Raw genomic sequence first — 17,909 nt, forward strand, 5'->3', positions numbered from 1 at the left:
AGGTATGACGACCGCACCGCGATCGGCGGTGCGGTGGGGTGAAGCAGGAGACCTCCGGCCGGGTGCGAGCGCACGACGCCCGCAACGCCGACCGGAGGTCTCCTTCACCTCGCGCCTAATTCATCAGGTACGAGACGGGCCGGCGGACGGATCATGTGGACCGTCCGCCGAAACCCGTTGGTACATCGCGGGAACACCGTTGATCGGGCAGGTCCGGGCACCGCGTCCTGGACGGGGTCGGACGAGCGGGTGGCTTCCGGAACACTGCAACGGGAGGATGCGTTGGGTGAGACGCGACGTGTGGTCGGCATCAGAGGGGACCGGCAGGTCCTGTTCGACATCGCCGAGGTGATCGTGGCCGAATCCGTCGGGAGGGCCGTCTGGCTGAGAACCGATCTCGGGCGCTTCCGGTGCGCGACCGATGGCATCGACAACATCGACGACAAGTACGCGGCCTGCGGGTTCGTGCGGGTGCACCGGAGCTACCTGGTGAACCTCAACCGCGTCCGCGAAGTGACGCGCAAGGACGGTGGCGAACTCGAACTCACCGTCGAGAACTACGGGTGGATCGTGCCGGTCTCGCGCCGGCGCGCGAAGTTCGTCACCGAAGCCCTCGGGCTCTAGCAACCGGAGAACTCGATCTCTCGCTGCCGCACCCGTTCTGCGATCACGGCTTCTCCCGTCCACAGTGGGCGCCGTGCTGCGGAGCGGGTGCGGTCGCACGTGTTCGAGCACCAAAAATGTTGGAAAACAAGCTGTTTTTGTCGACGGGTGAAGAATACGCGTGCCGACTGGATCGTGCAATGGAATTGATCTGATCGATCCGTCCGGAAGGTGTTGACAACCGTTCGTGCCACGGGGTGCGCGCTTCGTGCGCGGCGCGTTGACCGGGGCTTCGCCAGGCGTGCAGCCTTGCACATCGGGCACATCTCACGTCGGCAGCGGATGCTCGTCGGCAGTGCATTCGCGCGCTAGGAGGCGAAGCGGAACAATGACTACCTTGAACGACATCGCTCACAGGATGGTCTCCGACCGGCGGGGAGTGCTCGCCGCGGACGAGAGCATCTCCACGATGTCCTCCCGGTTGGAGGGCGTCGGCGTGGCTCCCACCGACGAGAACCGGCGGACCTACCGCGAACTGATCGTCACCACGCCCGACCTGGCCGACTCGATCAGCGGGATCATCCTGGCCGACGACACCCTGCGGCAGGAGCTGTCGGACGGGCGCACCTTCCCCGCCGCCCTCGCGGACATGGGGATCCTGGCCGGCATCAAGGTCGACACCGGGGCCAAGCCGCTGGCCGGGGCCGACGGCGAGAAGGTCACCGAAGGGCTCGACGGCCTGCGCGACCGCGTCGCCGAGTACGTGGGCCTCGGCGCGACCTTCGCCAAGTGGCGCGCGGTGATCACCATCGGCGGCGGGCGTCCCACCGAGCGCTCGATCCGCGCGAACGTGCACGGGCTCGCGCGCTACGCCGGGCTCTGCCAGGAAGGCGGGCTGGTGCCGATCGTGGAACCCGAGGTGCTGATGGACGGCGACCACACCCTCGCCCGGTGCCAGCAGGTGACGCGGGTGGTGCTCCGGGCGCTGTTCGACGAGCTCGCCCTGATGCAGGTGCGGCTCGACGGGATGGTCCTCAAGCCCAACATGGTGGTCGCGGGCAAGGACTGCCCGCAGCAGCCCGGGATCGAGGAGGTCGCGCAGACCACAGTGGACACCCTGCGCGAGACGGTCCCGCCGGAGGTGCCGGGCATCGCGTTCCTCTCCGGCGGGCAGAGCCCGGAGCTGGCGACCCGCCACCTCGGCGCCATGCAGAACTGCGGTCCGCTGCCCTGGGAGCTGACCTACTCGTTCGGGCGCGCCCTGGTCGCCCCCGCGCTGGAGACCTGGCGCGGCGACGCGAGCCGGTGGGAAGACGCGCAGCGGGCGCTGTCGGACCGAGCCGTGGCCAACGCCGCGGCCCGCTGACCCACCCGAGGGCGGGGTGTCGTGCTCCACGACACCCCGCCCTCGGCTATTCGGGTCCCGCGACCGCGTTCGAAAAGTCCTTGCGGGCAAGGAATTCGGAGGAGGGTCGACGCGCCGAGCAGTGACATCGCGACAGGAGTGCTCCGAGTCACATCGACTTGAAACCTACGGCTCCGCTGGAGCACGATCGGCCAGAACGATCAGGAAACCTGATGATTACCCGCGAAGGGGGTTCTGGTGGCACTTCTCGACTCGTCGACCTGGGAGGGCAGGCTCTTCACCGGTCGGTGGACCGGAGGTTCGGCCGGGGTGGGCGAAGTCCGGGAACCGGCCACCTCGGCGGTGCTGGGCAGCGTCGGGCTGGCCGCGGCCGGCGACGTCACCGCCGCCGTCGAGCGCGCCACCCGCGCGCAGCGGGACTGGGCGGCGACACCTCCGGCCCAGCGCGCGGCCGTGCTGCGCCGCGCGGCGGATCTGCTGACCGAGCACGCCGGTGAGATCACCGAGTGGATCGTGCGCGAGTCCGGGTCCGTCCGGCTCAAGGCCGGGATCGAGATCGAAGGCGCGGCGGGGGAGTGCACCGAATCGGCCGCGCTGACCTCGGCCCCCCACGGCGAACTCCTGCCCGACGGCACGCGTCTCAGCGTGCAGCGCCGGGTTCCGGCCGGTGTCGTCGGCGTGATCTCGCCGTTCAACTTCCCGCTGCTGCTGTCGATGCGATCGGTGGCACCCGCGCTGGCGCTCGGCAACGCCGTCGTCGTCAAACCCGATGCCCGCACGGCCGTGTGCGGTGGCGTGGTCATCGCCCGCGTCTTCGAGGAAGCCGGTCTGCCCGAGGGAGTGCTGCAGGTGCTGCCCGGCGGTGCGGACTCCGGTGCCGCGCTGGTAGACGACCCGCGCGTGCCGATCATCTCCTTCACCGGATCCACCCGGGCCGGGCGCTCCGTCGGCGCCCGCGCCGGTGAGCTGCTCAAGCGCGCGCACCTGGAGCTCGGCGGGAACAGCGCGCTGATCGTCTGCGAGGACGCCGATCTCGACGCCGCCGCGTCCTGCGGGGCGTTCGGGAGCTTCCTGCACCAGGGGCAGATCTGCATGGCCACCGGCCGCCACCTGGTGCACCGCTCGCTCTACGACCGCTACGTCGACACGCTCGCCGAGAAGGCGGAAGCGCTGCCCGTCGGGGACCCGTTCACCGAAGACGTCGTGCTCGGCCCGATCATCGACGAGGGCCAGCTCGCCCACGTCACCGATCTCGTCGACCGCAGCGTGGCGGCCGGTGCCCGGCTGGTCGCCGGCGGCAAGGCGAGCGGCCCGTTCTTCCGGCCGACCGTGCTGGCCGACTGCCACCCCGGCATCCCCGCCTACGCCGAGGAGGTCTTCGGCCCGGTCGCGAGCGTCCGGCCGTTCGACACCGCCGACGAGGCCGCCGAGATGGCCGCCGACTCCGAGTACGGGCTCAGCCTCGGCATCATCACCTCCGACACCGCCGCAGGCCTCGCGCTGGCCGACCGCGTTCCCACCGGGCTCGTCCACATCAACGACCAGACCGTCAACGACGACCCCGCCGTCCCGTTCGGGGGTGTCGGAGCTTCCGGCATCGGGCGCGTCGGCGGCGCGCGGGCCAACGTCGAGGCGTTCACCGAGACGCAGTGGATCACCGTCCGGTCCGAAGCCGCCCAGTACCCGTTCTGATCTTCAACGAGGAGCACCATGTCTTCTGAAACACCCTGGGGGAACACCGTTCTCGTCGAGTTCGACGAGGGGATCGCGTGGGTGACGTTGAACCGCCCCGACAAGCGCAACGCGATGAACCCGACGCTCAACGACGAGATGGTCCGCACCCTCGACGCCCTCGAAGGCGACCCGCGCTGCAAGGTCCTGGTGCTCACCGGCGCTGGTGAGTCCTGGTCGGCGGGCATGGACCTCAAGGAGTACTTCCGCGAGGTCGACGAGTCCGGTGACCCGGCGCTGCAGATCCGGGTGCGCCGGGCCAGCGCGGAGTGGCAGTGGAAGCGGCTGGCCAACTGGTCCAAGCCGACCATCGCGATGGTCAACGGCTGGTGCTTCGGCGGGGCCTTCACCCCGCTGGTGGCCTGCGACCTGGCCATCTCCGACGAGCAGGCGCAGTACGGCCTGTCCGAGATCAACTGGGGGATCCCGCCCGGCGGCGTGGTCACGCGGGCGCTGGCCGCGACCGTCAGCCAGCGCGACGCGCTGTACTTCATCATGACCGGCGAGACCTTCGACGGCCGCCGCGCCGCCGAGATGCGCCTGGTCAACGAGGCGGTCCCGGCCGACCGGCTGCGCGAGCGCACCCGCGAGCTCGCGCTCAAGCTCGCTTCGATGAACCCGGTGGTGCTGCGCACGGCCAAGGTCGGCTACAAGATCTCGCGCGACATGCCGTGGGAGCACGCCGAGGACTACCTCTACGCCAAGCTGGAGCAGTCCCAGTTCCTCGACGAGGCCGACGGCCGGGAGAAGGGGATGACCCAGTTCCTGGACGAGAAGTCCTACCGCCCGGGGCTTTCCGCCTACTCCAACGACTGAGCTGCCCGCGGGAGGCTGCGCGATGCGTGACGAGGGACTGGGGTCCTGGCCGGTGCGGCGAGCCCGGATGACCCCGCACCGGGTGGCGCTGATCCACGGCGAGCGCCAGGACACCCACGCCGAGCTGGCGCGGCGCACCGCCGCGCTCGCGCGAGGTCTGCGCGACCTCGGGGTGCGGCGCGGTGACCGGGTCGGCTACCTCGGCCCGAACCACCCCGCCTACCTGGAAGCGCTGTTCGCCACGGCCTCCCTCGGAGCGGTGTTCGTCCCGGTCAACACCAGGCTGGCGGTGCCCGAGCTCGCGCACGTGCTGACCGACGCGGGTGTGTCGGTGCTGGTCCACGCCGCGTCGGCGGGAGGCTCCGTCGACGCGGCGGCGACGCCGGTGCTGCGGGAACGCCTCGTCATCGACGAGGACTCCTACGAGGCGCTGGCGGGCGGAGCGGGCGAGCCCGTCGACGAACCCGTCGGGCTCGACGACCCGTGCCTGATCATGTACACCTCGGGCAGCACCGGCCGCCCGAAGGGTGCCGTGCTCAGCCACGGGAACCTGACGTGGAACTGCGTCAACGTGCTGGTCGAGTCCGACCTGTCCGGCTCCGAGGTCGCCCTGGTCGCCGCGCCGCTGTTCCACACCGCGGCGCTCGGGATGACCTGCCTGCCCACGCTGCTCAAGGGCGGAACCGCAGTGCTCATGAGCTCGTTCGACCCGGGCGAGGCGCTGGAGCTGATCGCGCGCCACCGGGTTTCGCTGCTGTTCGGCGTGCCCGCGATGTACGACGCGATCAGCACCCGGCCGGAGTGGGCGAGCGCGGACCTCTCCAGCGTGCGGACTCTGCTGTGCGGCGGATCGCCGGTCCCGGAGGCCACCCTCCGCCGCTACCTGGACCGGGGCCTGGCGTTCGTCCAGGGCTACGGGATGACCGAGACCTCGCCGGGCGCGCTGATCCTCGATCCCGCAGCGGCGCGCGAGAAGGCGGGTTCGGCGGGTGTTCCGTCGTTCTTCACCGACGTCCGCGTCGTCGACCGCGCCGGTCAGCCGGTCGCGGCGGGCGAGCCGGGGGAGGTCGTGGTGCGCGGACCGAACGTCATGCTCGGCTACTGGAACCGGCCCGAGGCCACCGACGAGGCGCTGGCGGGCGGCTGGATGCACTCCGGCGATGTCGCCACCGTCGACGGCGAAGGCCACTTCACCGTCGTCGACCGGATCCGCGACATGATCATCTCGGGTGGGGAGAACATCTACCCCGCCGAGGTGGAGGCCGCGCTCCACGAGCACCCGGCGGTCGAGCTGTGCGCCGTCGTCGGCGTGCCCGACCCGAAGTGGGGCGAAGTACCGCGTGCCGTGGTCGTCCTGCGCGCAGGAGCGCGGGCCACCGGCGAGGAGATCCACGAGCACCTGCGGGGCCACCTCGCCGGCTACAAGGTGCCCAAGCAGGTGGAGTTCTGGGACGACCTGCCGCGCACGGGTTCCGGGAAGGTCCAGAAGACGTCGGTGCGGGAGCGGTTGGCATGACACCCGAGCGAGCCACCGCGAACGTGCGCGATGATGTGTCGGTGACCAGTCACGACAACGCCGAACCGCGCACCCTCTACCTCGTCAAGCGCCTGGAGCTGGCGATCCGGGCGCGGATGGACGAGGCGCTGCGCCCGCACGGTCTGACCACCTTGCAGTTCACGGCGCTCACCGCGCTGCGGCATCGCGACCGCCTCAGCTCCGCCCAGCTCGCCCGCCGCTCGTTCGTCACCCCGCAGACCATGAACGAGATGGTGCGCTGGCTGGAGGATCGCGGGCACATCGAGCGCCACCGCGATCCCGACAACCGGCGGGTGCTGCTGATCTCGCTGACCGAGTCCGGCCGCGAGGTCCTGCAGCGCTGCGACTCGCTGATCGAGGCGATCGAGGACCAGGTGCTCGGCGCGATCCCCGAAGACCACCAGGCCGCGTTCCGGCAGAGCCTCGTCGCCGGCTACACGGCGCTGAGCGGTCAGGAGGAGACCACCTGAGCCGGTGGGTCAGTACCGCCTGTCGATGACCGAGTTGTTGCTCGCGATCCAGCGGATGAAGCCGTGCTGGAAGTTGTTCTGCCTGCCCCCGGAGACCGAGAACTCGCCGGTCGTCGGATAACCCAGGTACGAGCGCTCCCAGCCCAGCGCCACCCACCGCTCGCGGATCCGGCCGTACACCTCGTGCGCACCGGTCGGCGGCGACCAGTAGATCGAGCCGGCCTTGCTGAAGTGGTTGTAGCGCCCCACCTGGTCCGGCGTGATCGACTCGTCGGTGGTGGGGTAGCCGACAGGCCCCGTCTCCCAACCGATCCGGCTCCACCTGTCGCGGATCGCGCCCCAGATGCCGTGCGCTCCCGTCTGGGGCGTCCAGTAGATCGAGGACGCCTTGCTGAAGTGGTTGAAGCGGCCGATCCGGTCGGGCGTGGCCGTCTCGTCGGTGGTGGGGTAGCCGATGGGGCCGGTTTCCCAGCCGAGCCTGCTCCACTGCTCGCGGATCGAACCCCACACCGCGTGCGACGCGGTCTGCGGCGTCCAGTAGATCGACGCGCCCAGCGCGAAGTGGTTGTACCGGCCGACCTGGTCGGGTGTGGCCGTCTCATCGGTGGTCGGAGCCCCGAAGGAGGCGTGCCCGCCGCGTTCGAGGTACTTGGCCAGGTTGCCGCCGTGCACCTCGTGCACCCCGGTTCCCGAGCTCCAGTACAGCCTGCCGTTCTGGTAGGTCCGGTAGTGCACCGGGCCGTCGGTGATCTCCGGTCCCGTCGGCGCGCCCAGGAGCGTGCGCAGCCCGGGATCGGAGTCGTACCGCTGGTCGATCGCGGACCGGTACTCGGCGTTGAAGGTCGCGTCGGCGGGCCCCATCGTGACGAGCCTGGAGCGCGCGGTCGGCCCGTCGGTCCACCTCGTGAACGTCGACCCGCCGTCGGTGGCCGTTTCGGCTGCCAGCACGTCGAGCTCCGCACCCTCGGTGACCATCGCCGAGCTGGCCCCGCCTTCGGTGGGGATCTGCAGCACCGCGGGGATGTTGCTGGTGAGGGTCAGCAGGTGCTCGCGGGGCAGCGCGGTGTAGGTCTTCGACGACGACACGCCCTCGGAATCGGTCGCGGTGGCGGTGAACGTCATCCGCGCGTCCGGGTGCGCGGTGAACGCGGTGTCGAACACCGGGCCCTGCGCGCCGGGTCCTGGGTGGTCGTGGCAGGTCGTCTCCTCGGCGCAGTGCACGACCGAGCTCGTCCACGTCACCTCCAGCGGGCCGTTCTCGACGTCGGTGGCGTCGGCCGAGAGGCTGATCGGGTCGTCGACCGCGAAGTCCGCCTGCGCGGGCGGTGTCAGCGTCAGCTCCGGCGAGTGGTTGGAGGGGACGACCACGACGTCGACCTGGTCGGAGGCGCCGAGCGGGTCCCGCACCGTCAGCTTCGCGGTGAACCGCTCGGTTCCCGGCGCGTAGGTGTGCGTGGCGCGCACCCCCGTCGCGGTGGTGCCGTCGCCGAAGTCCCAGTCGTAGCGCAGGGCGTCGCCGTCGAAGTCCATCGAGCCCGAACCGTCGAAGGTGACCGTGCGGGTGGCCGGATCGCTCGTCGTGGTGGCCGCGGCGACCGGCGGGTTGTTGGCCGCGGAGTAGCTGAGCCTGCGCAGCGATCCGCTGTAGATGTCGGCGTAGACGACGTCGCCGTTGGGCGCCGCCTCGAACTTCACCGGACCGCCGATGTCGGTTCCCAGCGGTGGGCTCTGCGGTCGCTGCACCAGCGCGCCCTGGGCATCGAGCCGCAGCGTCCAGAGCTTGCGCTGGCTGTAGTCGCCGAAGAAGTACGCGCCCCGGTAGGCCTCCGGGTAGCTCTCGCCCTGGTAGATGATGCCGCCGGTGACGCTGTTGCCCTCGTCGACGCCGCTGCCGTGGTGGTACTCCCACACCGGGGGCGTGTTGGCGACGTTGGCGCACTCCGGCCGGTCGGCGTACCCGGGAGCCGGGTGGTTGCCCTCCCAGCACGGCCACTTGTAGTTCTGGCCAGGGCGCACGAAGTCGACCTCTTCCCACGTCCCGTAGCCGACGTCGCCGACGATCGGAGTCCCGGTGGACGGGTCGATCGAGAGCCGGAAGGGGCTGCGGAAACCGCTGGCGTAGACGCGGCTGCGCCACGACGACGGGTTCGACGACTGGTAGAAGGGGTTGCTCGCCACCCCTCGGCCGTCCGGCGTGATGTGCACGATCTTGCCCGCGGGCGAGTCCAGGTTGAAGGTCTGGAACGCCGCGGCGTCGGTGAACCGGTAGCTGGCCAGGTCACCGATGGACACCCACAGCGTGCCGTCCGGCGCGGCGATGATGCCGGTGATGGCGTGCACGTCGGAGAAGCTCTTGGTCTCGAAGATCACCCGCTCGTCGACGATCCGGGTCGGTTCCGGGCTGCCCTCGACCGTCCAGCGGGAGAGCCGCAGGAGGTAGCCGTCGGCGGCGTCGGGCACGGCGCGGGCGAGGTAGATCTGCCGGGACGCCTCGTAGTCGGGCGCGGCGGCGACGCCGACCAGCCCGAGGTCCTGCGCGGTGTCCACCGGCAGCGTCGCCAGCGTGTTGACCTTCCCGCCAGGGGACACCCAGGCGACCTTGCCCTGCTTGCCGGTGCTGAGCGCGCTGTTGTCCGGCAGGAAGGTGAAGTCCGTCAGGTCGAACGCGGCCTGCCCGCTCGGCTGGTCGCGGAACACGAATCCGGGCGGCAGCACGGGAGCGGCGGCGGCTTCGGGAGGCGCTGTCGCCGTCATCAGCCCGGCGGCCATCGCGAGGACGCACAGCAGCGCGCTCGCAGCCGATCGTGTTCCGTTGATCATGAATGCCCACCCCAGGAAGACCGAGAAAGCCCCTGGTGACCATGACCCCTCCGGCGCGGGTGAACCAGGGGCCAAAGGCCCTGAACCCGCGGTGGGAAAGCGCCGTCACGGCGCGTTGCAGAACACCTGTTCGCTGTGAGCACCAGCACGTGAACAGGGGTTGGAGCGGGCATTGATCTCCCGGAGATCGTAGGCTGGTCGGTCTGCTGCGCGTGCGTCATCCGGAGTACGCGCTCTGACGACAGGAGACAGACGCCGTGGGTTCAGGTCCTGTTCGCAGTTCCCCAGCCGTGCCGCCGGCCGAACGGCGGCCTCGGTGACGCTGACGACGGCGCACGAATCCCTCGACGACATCCCCGGGTCCACGACCAGTGCCGTGTACTGGTCGGGTTTCGCGCCGGACCAGCGCACCCTGATCGACGTCCTCACCACCACCGCCGAGCGGCACCCCGACGCGCCCGCGATCGACGACGGCACGACCGCGCTGACCTACCGCCGGCTGACCGGCCAGGTCGACGCCGTGCGCCGACGACTCGCCGAGTCCGGCATCGGTGCCGGTGACCGGGTCGGGATCCACATCGCGTCGGGGACCGCGGAGCTCTACGTCTCGATCCTGGGCGTGCTCGCGGCCGGTGCCGCCTACGTGCCCGTCGACGCCGACGATCCCGAGGACCGCGTCGAGCTGGTCTTCACCGAGGCCGACGTGTGCGCGGTGCTGAGCACCGGTGGTGAGCTGCGGCTGCGCCGCACCCCCGGCGGGAAGACCGGCGATCCCACTCCGTCCGACGACGCGTGGATCATCTTCACCTCCGGCTCGACCGGCAAGCCCAAGGGCGTCGCGGTCAGCCACGCCTCGGCCGCCGCGTTCGTCGACGCCGAGGCCCGCCTGTTCCTCACCGAGGAGCCCATCGGCCCGGGCGACCGGGTGCTGGCCGGGCTGTCGGTGGCCTTCGACGCCTCGTGCGAGGAGATGTGGCTGGCGTGGCGGCACGGCGGATGCCTGGTGCCCGCGCCGCGCGCTCTCGTGCGCACCGGCGTCGACCTCGGTCCCTGGCTGGTCGCGCAGCGCATCACCGTCGTGTCCACCGTGCCGACCCTGGCCGCGTTGTGGCCGGTCGAGGCGCTGGAGGAGATCCGGCTGCTCATCCTCGGCGGGGAGGCGTGCTCGCAGGAGCTCGCCGAACGGCTCGACGTCGAGGGCCGCGAGGTCTGGAACACCTACGGGCCCACCGAGGCGACCGTGGTCGCCTCCGCGGCCAGGCTCAGCGGCGACGACGAGGTCCGGATCGGGCTGCCGCTGGCGGGCTGGAACCTCGCGGTCGTCGACGACGAGGGCGGCCCGCTCGCGATGGGAGGCACCGGTGAGCTCGTGATCGGCGGCGTCGGTCTCGCCCGCTACCTCGACGCCGACAAGGACGCCGAGAAGTTCGCGCCGCTGCCGTCGCTGGGCTGGTCCCGCGCCTACCGCAGCGGCGACGTGGTGCGCGCCGAACCCGAGGGCCTGGTGTTCGTCGGCCGCGCCGACGAGCAGGTCAAGCTCGGAGGACGGCGCATCGAGCTCGGCGAGGTCGACGCCGCCCTGGCCGCCCTGCCCGACGTGGCGGGAGCCGCGGCGGCGGTGCAGACCACCGCGGCGGGGAACCAGGTGCTGGTCGGCTACGTCGTGCCGAGCAGCGAGGACTTCGACCACGACAGCTCCGTGCGGCAGCTGCAGGAACGCCTGCCCGCCGCGCTGGTGCCGCTGCTGGCGATCATCGACGACCTGCCCACCCGCACCTCCGGCAAGGTCGACCGCGCGGCCCTGCCCTGGCCGCTGCCCACCGCAGGCCCGGGGGAGACCTCGGCGCTGTCGGGCACCGAGTCGTGGCTCGCGGAGGGCTGGGCGGAGATCCTCGGCGTCGAGGTCTCCGACCCGGGCGCGGACTTCTTCGCGCACGGCGGCGGCAGCCTGACCGCAGCCCAGCTCATCGCCCGCATCCGGCTGCGCCATCCGCAGGTCTCCGTCGCCGACATCTACCAGGAGCCCACGCTCGGCGGACTCGCCGCGCACCTCGACGCGCTCGACGCCGACACCGGCAACTCCCAGCGCGAGGTCGCCCCGACACCGCGCCGGACCGGCCTGCTGCAACTGCTCATCATGATCCCGATGCTCTCGCTGGCGGGACTGCGGTGGCTGACCGCGCTCGCGGCGATCAGCAACGTGCTGACCTGGGCGGGCTCGGTGAGCTTCCTGCCGACGGTGCCCTGGTGGGGGATCGCGGCGGCGTGGCTGGTGCTGTTCACGCCCGCCGGTCGCATCACGATCTCCGCAGTCGGCGCCCGGTTCCTGCTCGACGGCGTGCGGCCGGGCAGCTACCCGCGCGGCGGGAGCGTCCACTTGAGACTGTGGACCGCGCAGCAGCTCGCCGAGTTCTCCGGCGCCACGGGCGTTTCCGGCGCGTCCTGGACGTCGTTCTACGCGCGGGCGCTGGGCGCCCAGGTCGCCGACGACGTCGACCTGCACTCGCCGCCGCCGATCACCGGCATGCTCAAGATCGGCAGGGGAGCGGCCGTCGAACCCGAGGTGGACCTCTCCGGCCACTGGGTCGACGGCGACCGGGTGCACATCGGCAAGATCCGGATCGGCGCGGGCGCGCGCGTCGGCGCGCGCAGCACGCTGCTGCCCGGCGCGCGCATCGGCAAGCGCGCCGAGATCGCGGCGGGCTCCACGGTGCACGGCTCGGTCCCGGCAGGGCAGCGGTGGTCCGGTTCACCGGCGAGCAAGGTGAGCAAGTCCGCGCTGACCTGGCCGTCCAGCCGCCCGCCGCGCTCGCGGCGCTGGGTCGCGATGTACGGGCTCGCCTCGATGCTGCTCGGACTGGTCCCGGCGGTGGCCGCGGTGCCCGGCGTCCTGCTGCTCGCCCGCGCGATCTCCGGCTCGCCCGATCTGAGCTCGGCGCTGCTGCGCGCCGCGCCGGTGGTACCGCTGGCGAGCGCGACCTACTTCCTCGGCTACGCGCTGCTGGTGGTGATCTGCGTCCGCGCGCTGAGCATCGGCATGCACGAGGGGTTCCACCCGGTCCACGGGCGCGTGGCCTGGCAGGTGTGGGCCACCGAGCGGCTGATGGACATGGCGCGGGTCGGGCTGTTCCCGCTGTACGCCAGCCTGATCACCCCGGTGTGGCTGCGGCTGCTCGGCGCCAAGGTCGGCCGCGACGTCGAAGCCTCCACCGTGCTCGCGCTGCCGAAGATGACCAACGTCGCCGACGGCGCGTTCCTCGCCGACGACACCATGGTCGCCACCTACGACCTCGGTGGAGGTTGGCTGCACGTGGCCCCGGCGCGCATCGGCAAGCAGGCGTTCCTGGGCAACTCCGGCATGACCGCGGCGGGCCGCCGGGTGCCCAAGCGCGGTCTGGTCGGCGTGCTGTCGTCGACCCCGCGCAAGGCCAAGAAGGGCTCGTCGTACCTGGGAATGCCGCCGATGCCGTTGCGCAGGTCGGTCGATCGGGGCGACCGCAGCCGCACCTTCGCGCCACCGCTGCGCCTCAAGCTCGCCCGCGCCGTCGTCGAGCTGTTCCGGTTCGTGCCGGTCGTGCTCAGCGTCGGGTTGTCGGTGCTGGTGCTGGCGGCGCTGGCGCACCTGCACGCCGAAGTGGGGCTGCTGGGCGCGGCGCTGCTCGCCGGACCGGTCATGCTGGCCGCCGGGCTGCTGGCCTGCCTCGTGGCGACCGCGGTGAAGTGGCTGCTCGTCGGCCGCTACCGGGCCGGGGAACGCCCGCTGTGGTGCTCCTTCGTGTGGCGCACCGAGCTGGCCGACATGTTCGTCGAGGTGCTGGCGGTGCCGTGGCTGATCGGGTCGGCCACCGGAACACCGCTGCTGACGATGTGGCAGCGGAGCATGGGCGCGAAGATCGGCCGCGGCGTGTGGCTGGAGACCTACTGGCTGCCCGAAGCGGACCTGGTGCGGCTCGGGGCGGGCTCGACTGTCAACCGCGGCTGCGTCGTGCAGACCCACCTGTTCCACGACAGGGTCATGCGGCTCGACGAGGTGCGGCTGGATCCCGGCGCTACCCTGGGCCCGCACGGAATCGTGCTGCCCGGCGCGAGCATCGGCGCCGACACCACCATCGGACCGGGCTCGCTGGTCACCCGCGGCGACGAGGTGCCCGCGGGCACGCGCTGGCTCGGGAACCCGATCACGAACTGGCAGAGGGGACGCAACCGGTGAGTTCTGGGCCGAGCACGAGCGCTCCGTCACCAGGGGCGGACCGGTCCGCCGACCCCTACCTGCCCGAGCACGGCAACGGCGGATACCGCGTCGAGCACTACGACCTCGACCTGGACTACCAGGTGGGGCCCAACCGGCTCAGCGGCACCGCGCGGATCTCGGCCACCGCGACGCAGGCGCTGTTGCGGTTCAGCCTCGACCTCGCCGACCTGCGGGTCCGGCGGGTGCTCGTGGACGGCAAGCCCGCGAAGTTCACCCACAGCGGCGGGAAGTTGCGCATCAGGCCGCAGAGCCCCCTCGGCGAGAACGCCGAATTCCGCGTGGAGGTCCGGTATTCGGGCACGCCCCACCCGATCGCGGGCCGCTGGGGCGAGATCGGGTGGGAGGAGCTCACCGAGGGCTCGATGGTCGCCGCGCAGCCCATCGGGGCGCCGTCGTGGTTCCCCTGCAACGACCACCCGTCCGACAAGGCCGCGTACCGGGTCTCGTTCACCGCCGACTCGCCGTTCTCGGTGCAGGTGACGGGGAACCTGGTGTCGCAGCAGCGGCGCGGCAGCACCACGACGCACGTCTTCGAGCGGCCGGAACCGACCTCGACGTACCTGATGAGCGTCCAGGTCGGTCCCTACACCGACGTGGAGCTGGCCGGTGGCGAAGTCCCGCAGCGGGCGGCGATCCCCGCGCGGCTGAAGGAGGACTTCGCGGTCGACTTCGGCCGGCACGGCCAGATCATGGACTGCTTCCGCGAGCTGTTCGGCCCCTACCCGTTCGGCGAGTACGTCGTGGTGGTCACCGACGACGAGCTCGAAGACCCCGTCGAAGCGCAGGGCATGTCGATCTTCGGCGCCAACCACGTCGACGGGCAGCGCACCCACGAACGGCTCGTGGCGCACGAGCTCGCCCACCAGTGGTTCGGCAACAGCGTCACCATCGCGGACTGGCGGCACATCTGGCTCAACGAGGGCTTCGCGACCTACGCCGAGTGGCTGTGGTCGGAGCGCTCGGGCGGCCCGTCGGCGCAGGAGCACGCCGCGGACTGGCACGCCCAGGTCGCCGCCGATCTCCGCATCGGCGACCCGGGCGTATCCAGCATGTTCGACCCGCAGGTCTACAAGCGCGGTGCGCTGACCCTGCACGCGCTCCGGCACGAGATCGGCGACGAGCCGTTCTTCGCGCTGCTGCGGCGCTGGGCGGCCGAGCACCGGCACGGCACCGCGACCACCGAGGACTTCACGTCCCTGGCCGCCGAGCACGCGAACCGCGACCTGGACCCGCTGTTCACCGCGTGGCTGGACCAGCCGGAACTACCGGCGCTGCCCGGCTGAGAGCCGTCACTTCCCGGCGAGGGCCGGGGCTTCGGTGAACAGCTGCGGCGCGATCACGACGCCCTGCGCGAAGTTCTCGTCGACCTGGGCCTTCTCGGTCGGGTTGGGGAGGGTGTTCTGGCAGTCGGTCCCGGCGCTGGCGCCCGACATCAGGTCTTCGCAGATCCCGGTGCGGTCGTCGGGGAGCCCGAGGATGTGGCCGATCTCGTGGGTGGCGATGCGCGGGATGTGGTGCCCCTCGTTGACGGCTTCGCGCCCCATCCACACCGTGCCCACGCCGAGCGACTCGGTCTGGGCGCGCGGCCAGCCGTCGTCGGCGAGGACGGTCAGGTCGGCCTGGCCGTCGGTGGCCTTCTCCAGCTTGACGTTGGCGACCTGGCCGTTCCAGGTCTCGGCCGCCTCGTCGATGGCCGCCTGGAACTCCTCGGCCTGGCTGGCGTCGTAGGTGACGATGCGGGGCTCGGCGGCGTCGCTGGTGACCGCACCGGCCAACGGCGCGCCTGCCACCAGCAGCAACGCCGTCGCCGCGCCGGCGATCGCGGTCGTCATCGAGAACCTGGACATGTCGACTCCTCCTGTGGGCGGTCGTTCACGTGGACACGATCAACACGACCGGAGGCTAGGCAGGAGTCACGGACCGATACGGACAGTGGCGGATAACCGCCATCACGGTCACCAGATGTGAAATCATCGCGGCAGCAACGAGTGGGGGAGCACGACCTCTCCGGTAGCGCGCCCGTGCCGGTCGAGCAGCCAGCCCATCCGCTTGCGCGTGCGCAGCGTCAGGACGGACTCCGACAGCCGCAGCGACGGCAACTTCTCGTTGACCAGCCGCTCGATGCGCATGAGATCGCCCGCCGACCTCGCCCACAGCAGGAACATCAGGTTCGACTGCCCGGCGGTGGACACCAGCAGCCGGAGCTCGGGCAGCGTCGACAGCGAGCGGACCGTGTGGTCCAGCTCGGTCATCGGCACCTGCGCGAACCACGTGCACACGATCGGCCATCGGGTGCGCAACCCCGCGACCTCGCAGCGGAACGCCAGGGCGTCGGTGGCCAGCAGGCGGGCGACCTGCCTGCGCACCGTCGCCGGGTCGCGGCCCAGCGCGCGGGCGATCTCGGCGGCGTTCTGCCTGCCGTCGTGCGCCAAGCGCTGCACCACCGGCCAGTAGGAGTCCGGGATGCGGCCGCCGACCGGGCTCTTGGCGTGCCGGGCGGCCTCGCGCAGCGCCGCCTGCTGGTCGGGGGCGAGGGCGTCGAGCCGCCAGTCCGCGCCCTGCCGGTGCACCTTGGTGACCACGTGCGTGTCCACCGCCCGCACTCCCGGAGTCGTCGGCAGGTCGTCGAGGGTGAACGCCGCCAGCGAGTCGTAGTCCGGGACGATCACCGTCAGCACCAGGTCGCGGCCGTCCGCGGTCTCCTCCACCGAGGCCGCTCGCGGATCGCGGGCGATGCGCTCGATGGCCTCGGTCCGCCAGGACGGTTCGACCCGCAGGTCGACGAAGGCCACCACGTCGCGCGACTGCTCGCCCGAGTGCACCGTCAGCCACGCCAGTCCCGCCGCCCGCAACCGCTCCCAGCGGGCGGCCAGCGCGGTCGGGGACGAGCCGAGCACGCGGGCGGCTTCCGCCCAGCTGACCCGCGGTGCGATCTGCAGCGCGTGGATCAGCGCCAGGTCCTCTTCCGCCAGTTCCGGGGCGCTGGGATGCACGAATCACCTCGTCTAGAAGTCCGTTGCGCACGAATCCTGCGATTCTCCACGTCGGGCCGAGTCGACATCGCACACTGACGCGCCCTGGAGTCGTTATGAAGCAGGTCACTTCCGGAGGTAGCAGTTGAGTGTGCACGAGGACGCTCTGGCGATGCGCGACGATCTGATCGCGCTGCGTCACGAGTTCCACCGCGAACCCGAGGTCGGGCTGCAGCTGCCCCGCACCCAGGAACGGGTGCTGGCGGCCCTGGACGGCCTGCCGCTGGAGATCAGCACCGGGCGGGACGTGAGCTCGGTGACCGCGGTGCTGCGCGGCGGCGGTGGTGGATCCACCGTGCTGCTGCGCGGTGACATGGACGGGCTGCCGGTGCGGGAGCGCACCGGGCTCGACTTCGCCTCGCAGACCGGCGACACCATGCACGCCTGCGGTCACGACCTGCACACCACGATGCTCATCGGCGCGGCCCGCCTGCTGTGCGCGCACCGCGACCGGCTGGGCGGCGACGTGGTGCTGATGTTCCAGCCGGGGGAGGAGGGCTACGACGGCGCGCGGATCATGGTCGAGGAAGGCGTGCTGGAGGCCTCCGGCCGCCGCGTGGACGCGGCCTACGGGCTCCACGTGTTCTCCTCGGACGCGCCGCAGGGCCGCTTCGTCACCCGGCCCGGCACGATGCTGTCGGCCTCCGACGAGCTGCACGTGTCGGTGCACGGATCCGGCGGGCACGGCTCGGCTCCGCACCGCACGCAGGACCCGGTCGCCGCGATCAGCGAGATGATCACCTCGCTGCAGACGATGGTGACCCGGCAGTTCGACATGTTCGACCCGGTGGTGCTCAGCGTCGGCTCGCTGCGCGCGGGCAACGCCGTCAACGTCATCCCGGAGTCGGCGACCTTCGGCGCCACCGTGCGCACGTTCTCGCCGGAGTCGCGCGAGCGGATGCGGGAGCGTTCGGAAGCCGTGGTGCGCGCGGTCGCCGCCGCGCACGGGGTGGACGTCGAGGTCGAGTACCGGCAGGGTTACCCGCCCACCCGGACCGACGTCGAGGAGACCGCGTTCGTCGACCGCACCATCCACGAGCTCTTCGGCAGCGAGCGGCACCAGACCCTGCCCAACCCGCTGTCGGGGTCGGAGGACTTCTCGCGGGTGCTCGACGAGGTGCCCGGCGGGTTCGTCGGCCTCGGCGCGGTTCCCGACGGCCTCGACCCGGACACCGCCGACTACAACCACTCGCCGACCGCGGTGTTCGACGACGCGGTGCTCGCCGACGGAGCCACCCTCTACGCCGAACTCGCCCTGACCAGAACCCACGTGGAGAATTGA

The 17,909-nt window shown here is 71.4% G+C and carries 12 protein-coding genes; 9 read left to right on the forward strand and 3 right to left on the reverse strand.

Annotated elements, in window-relative coordinates:
* Positions 1-282: 282 nt before the first annotated feature.
* The 6 genes from KBO27_RS15590 (at position 283) to KBO27_RS15615 (ending at position 6,523) form a co-directional block, all read left to right on the forward strand.
* Entirely contained in the window at positions 283-624 is a 342-nt protein-coding gene (locus KBO27_RS15590; protein ID WP_165943824.1) for a LytTR family DNA-binding domain-containing protein, read from the forward strand.
* Positions 625-991: 367 nt separating this feature from the next.
* Entirely contained in the window at positions 992-1,969 is a 978-nt protein-coding gene (locus KBO27_RS15595) for a class I fructose-bisphosphate aldolase (protein ID WP_210970720.1), read from the forward strand.
* Positions 1,970-2,206: 237 nt separating this feature from the next.
* The gene (locus KBO27_RS15600) at positions 2,207-3,661 is read left to right on the forward strand and encodes a benzaldehyde dehydrogenase (RefSeq protein ID WP_210970721.1); all 1,455 of its coding nucleotides are present in this window, start codon (positions 2,207-2,209) and stop codon (positions 3,659-3,661) included.
* A gap of 18 nt (positions 3,662-3,679) precedes the next feature.
* Entirely contained in the window at positions 3,680-4,516 is an 837-nt protein-coding gene (locus tag KBO27_RS15605) for a p-hydroxycinnamoyl CoA hydratase/lyase (RefSeq protein ID WP_210970722.1), read from the forward strand.
* A 22-nt stretch (positions 4,517-4,538) separates the two neighbouring features.
* Positions 4,539-6,032 (forward strand): acyl-CoA synthetase, encoded by a 1,494-nt coding sequence (locus KBO27_RS15610; protein ID WP_210970723.1) that lies wholly within the window; start codon positions 4,539-4,541, stop codon positions 6,030-6,032.
* Positions 6,029-6,523: a MarR family winged helix-turn-helix transcriptional regulator gene (locus KBO27_RS15615; protein WP_210970724.1), complete on the forward strand. Its 495-nt coding sequence runs from the start codon at positions 6,029-6,031 to the stop codon at positions 6,521-6,523. Before KBO27_RS15610 ends, KBO27_RS15615 begins: the two co-directional genes overlap by 4 nt.
* Positions 6,524-6,532: 9 nt before the next feature.
* Here KBO27_RS15615 and KBO27_RS15620 read toward each other — a convergent pair whose 3' ends face one another.
* Positions 6,533-9,343 (reverse strand): PQQ-dependent sugar dehydrogenase, encoded by a 2,811-nt coding sequence (locus tag KBO27_RS15620; protein ID WP_210970725.1) that lies wholly within the window; start codon positions 9,341-9,343, stop codon positions 6,533-6,535.
* 316 nt (positions 9,344-9,659) lie between these two features.
* Here KBO27_RS15620 and KBO27_RS15625 point away from each other — a divergent pair, with 316 nt between their 5' ends.
* A complete protein-coding gene (locus KBO27_RS15625; RefSeq protein WP_210970726.1) occupies positions 9,660-13,553 on the forward strand; it encodes a Pls/PosA family non-ribosomal peptide synthetase in 3,894 nt (1,297 codons plus the stop codon).
* Entirely contained in the window at positions 13,550-14,878 is a 1,329-nt protein-coding gene (locus KBO27_RS15630; RefSeq protein WP_210970727.1) for a M1 family metallopeptidase, read from the forward strand. Before KBO27_RS15625 ends, KBO27_RS15630 begins: the two co-directional genes overlap by 4 nt.
* 6 nt (positions 14,879-14,884) lie before the next feature.
* Here the strand turns inward: KBO27_RS15630 and KBO27_RS15635 are convergent, their stop codons facing one another.
* A complete protein-coding gene (locus KBO27_RS15635) occupies positions 14,885-15,442 on the reverse strand; it encodes a snapalysin family zinc-dependent metalloprotease (RefSeq protein ID WP_210970728.1) in 558 nt (185 codons plus the stop codon).
* Between the two features lie 123 nt (positions 15,443-15,565).
* Positions 15,566-16,588 carry an Lrp/AsnC family transcriptional regulator gene (locus KBO27_RS15640; protein ID WP_210970729.1) on the reverse strand — a complete coding sequence of 341 codons (1,023 nt, stop codon included), beginning with the start codon at positions 16,586-16,588 and terminating at the stop codon, positions 15,566-15,568.
* A 151-nt stretch (positions 16,589-16,739) separates the two neighbouring features.
* Here KBO27_RS15640 and KBO27_RS15645 point away from each other — a divergent pair, with 151 nt between their 5' ends.
* Positions 16,740-17,909 (forward strand): M20 metallopeptidase family protein, encoded by a 1,170-nt coding sequence (locus KBO27_RS15645; RefSeq protein ID WP_246537427.1) that lies wholly within the window; start codon positions 16,740-16,742, stop codon positions 17,907-17,909.

It is taken from the genome of Saccharopolyspora endophytica (genome assembly GCF_018070075.1).
GTDB lineage: Bacteria > Actinomycetota > Actinomycetes > Mycobacteriales > Pseudonocardiaceae > Saccharopolyspora > Saccharopolyspora endophytica.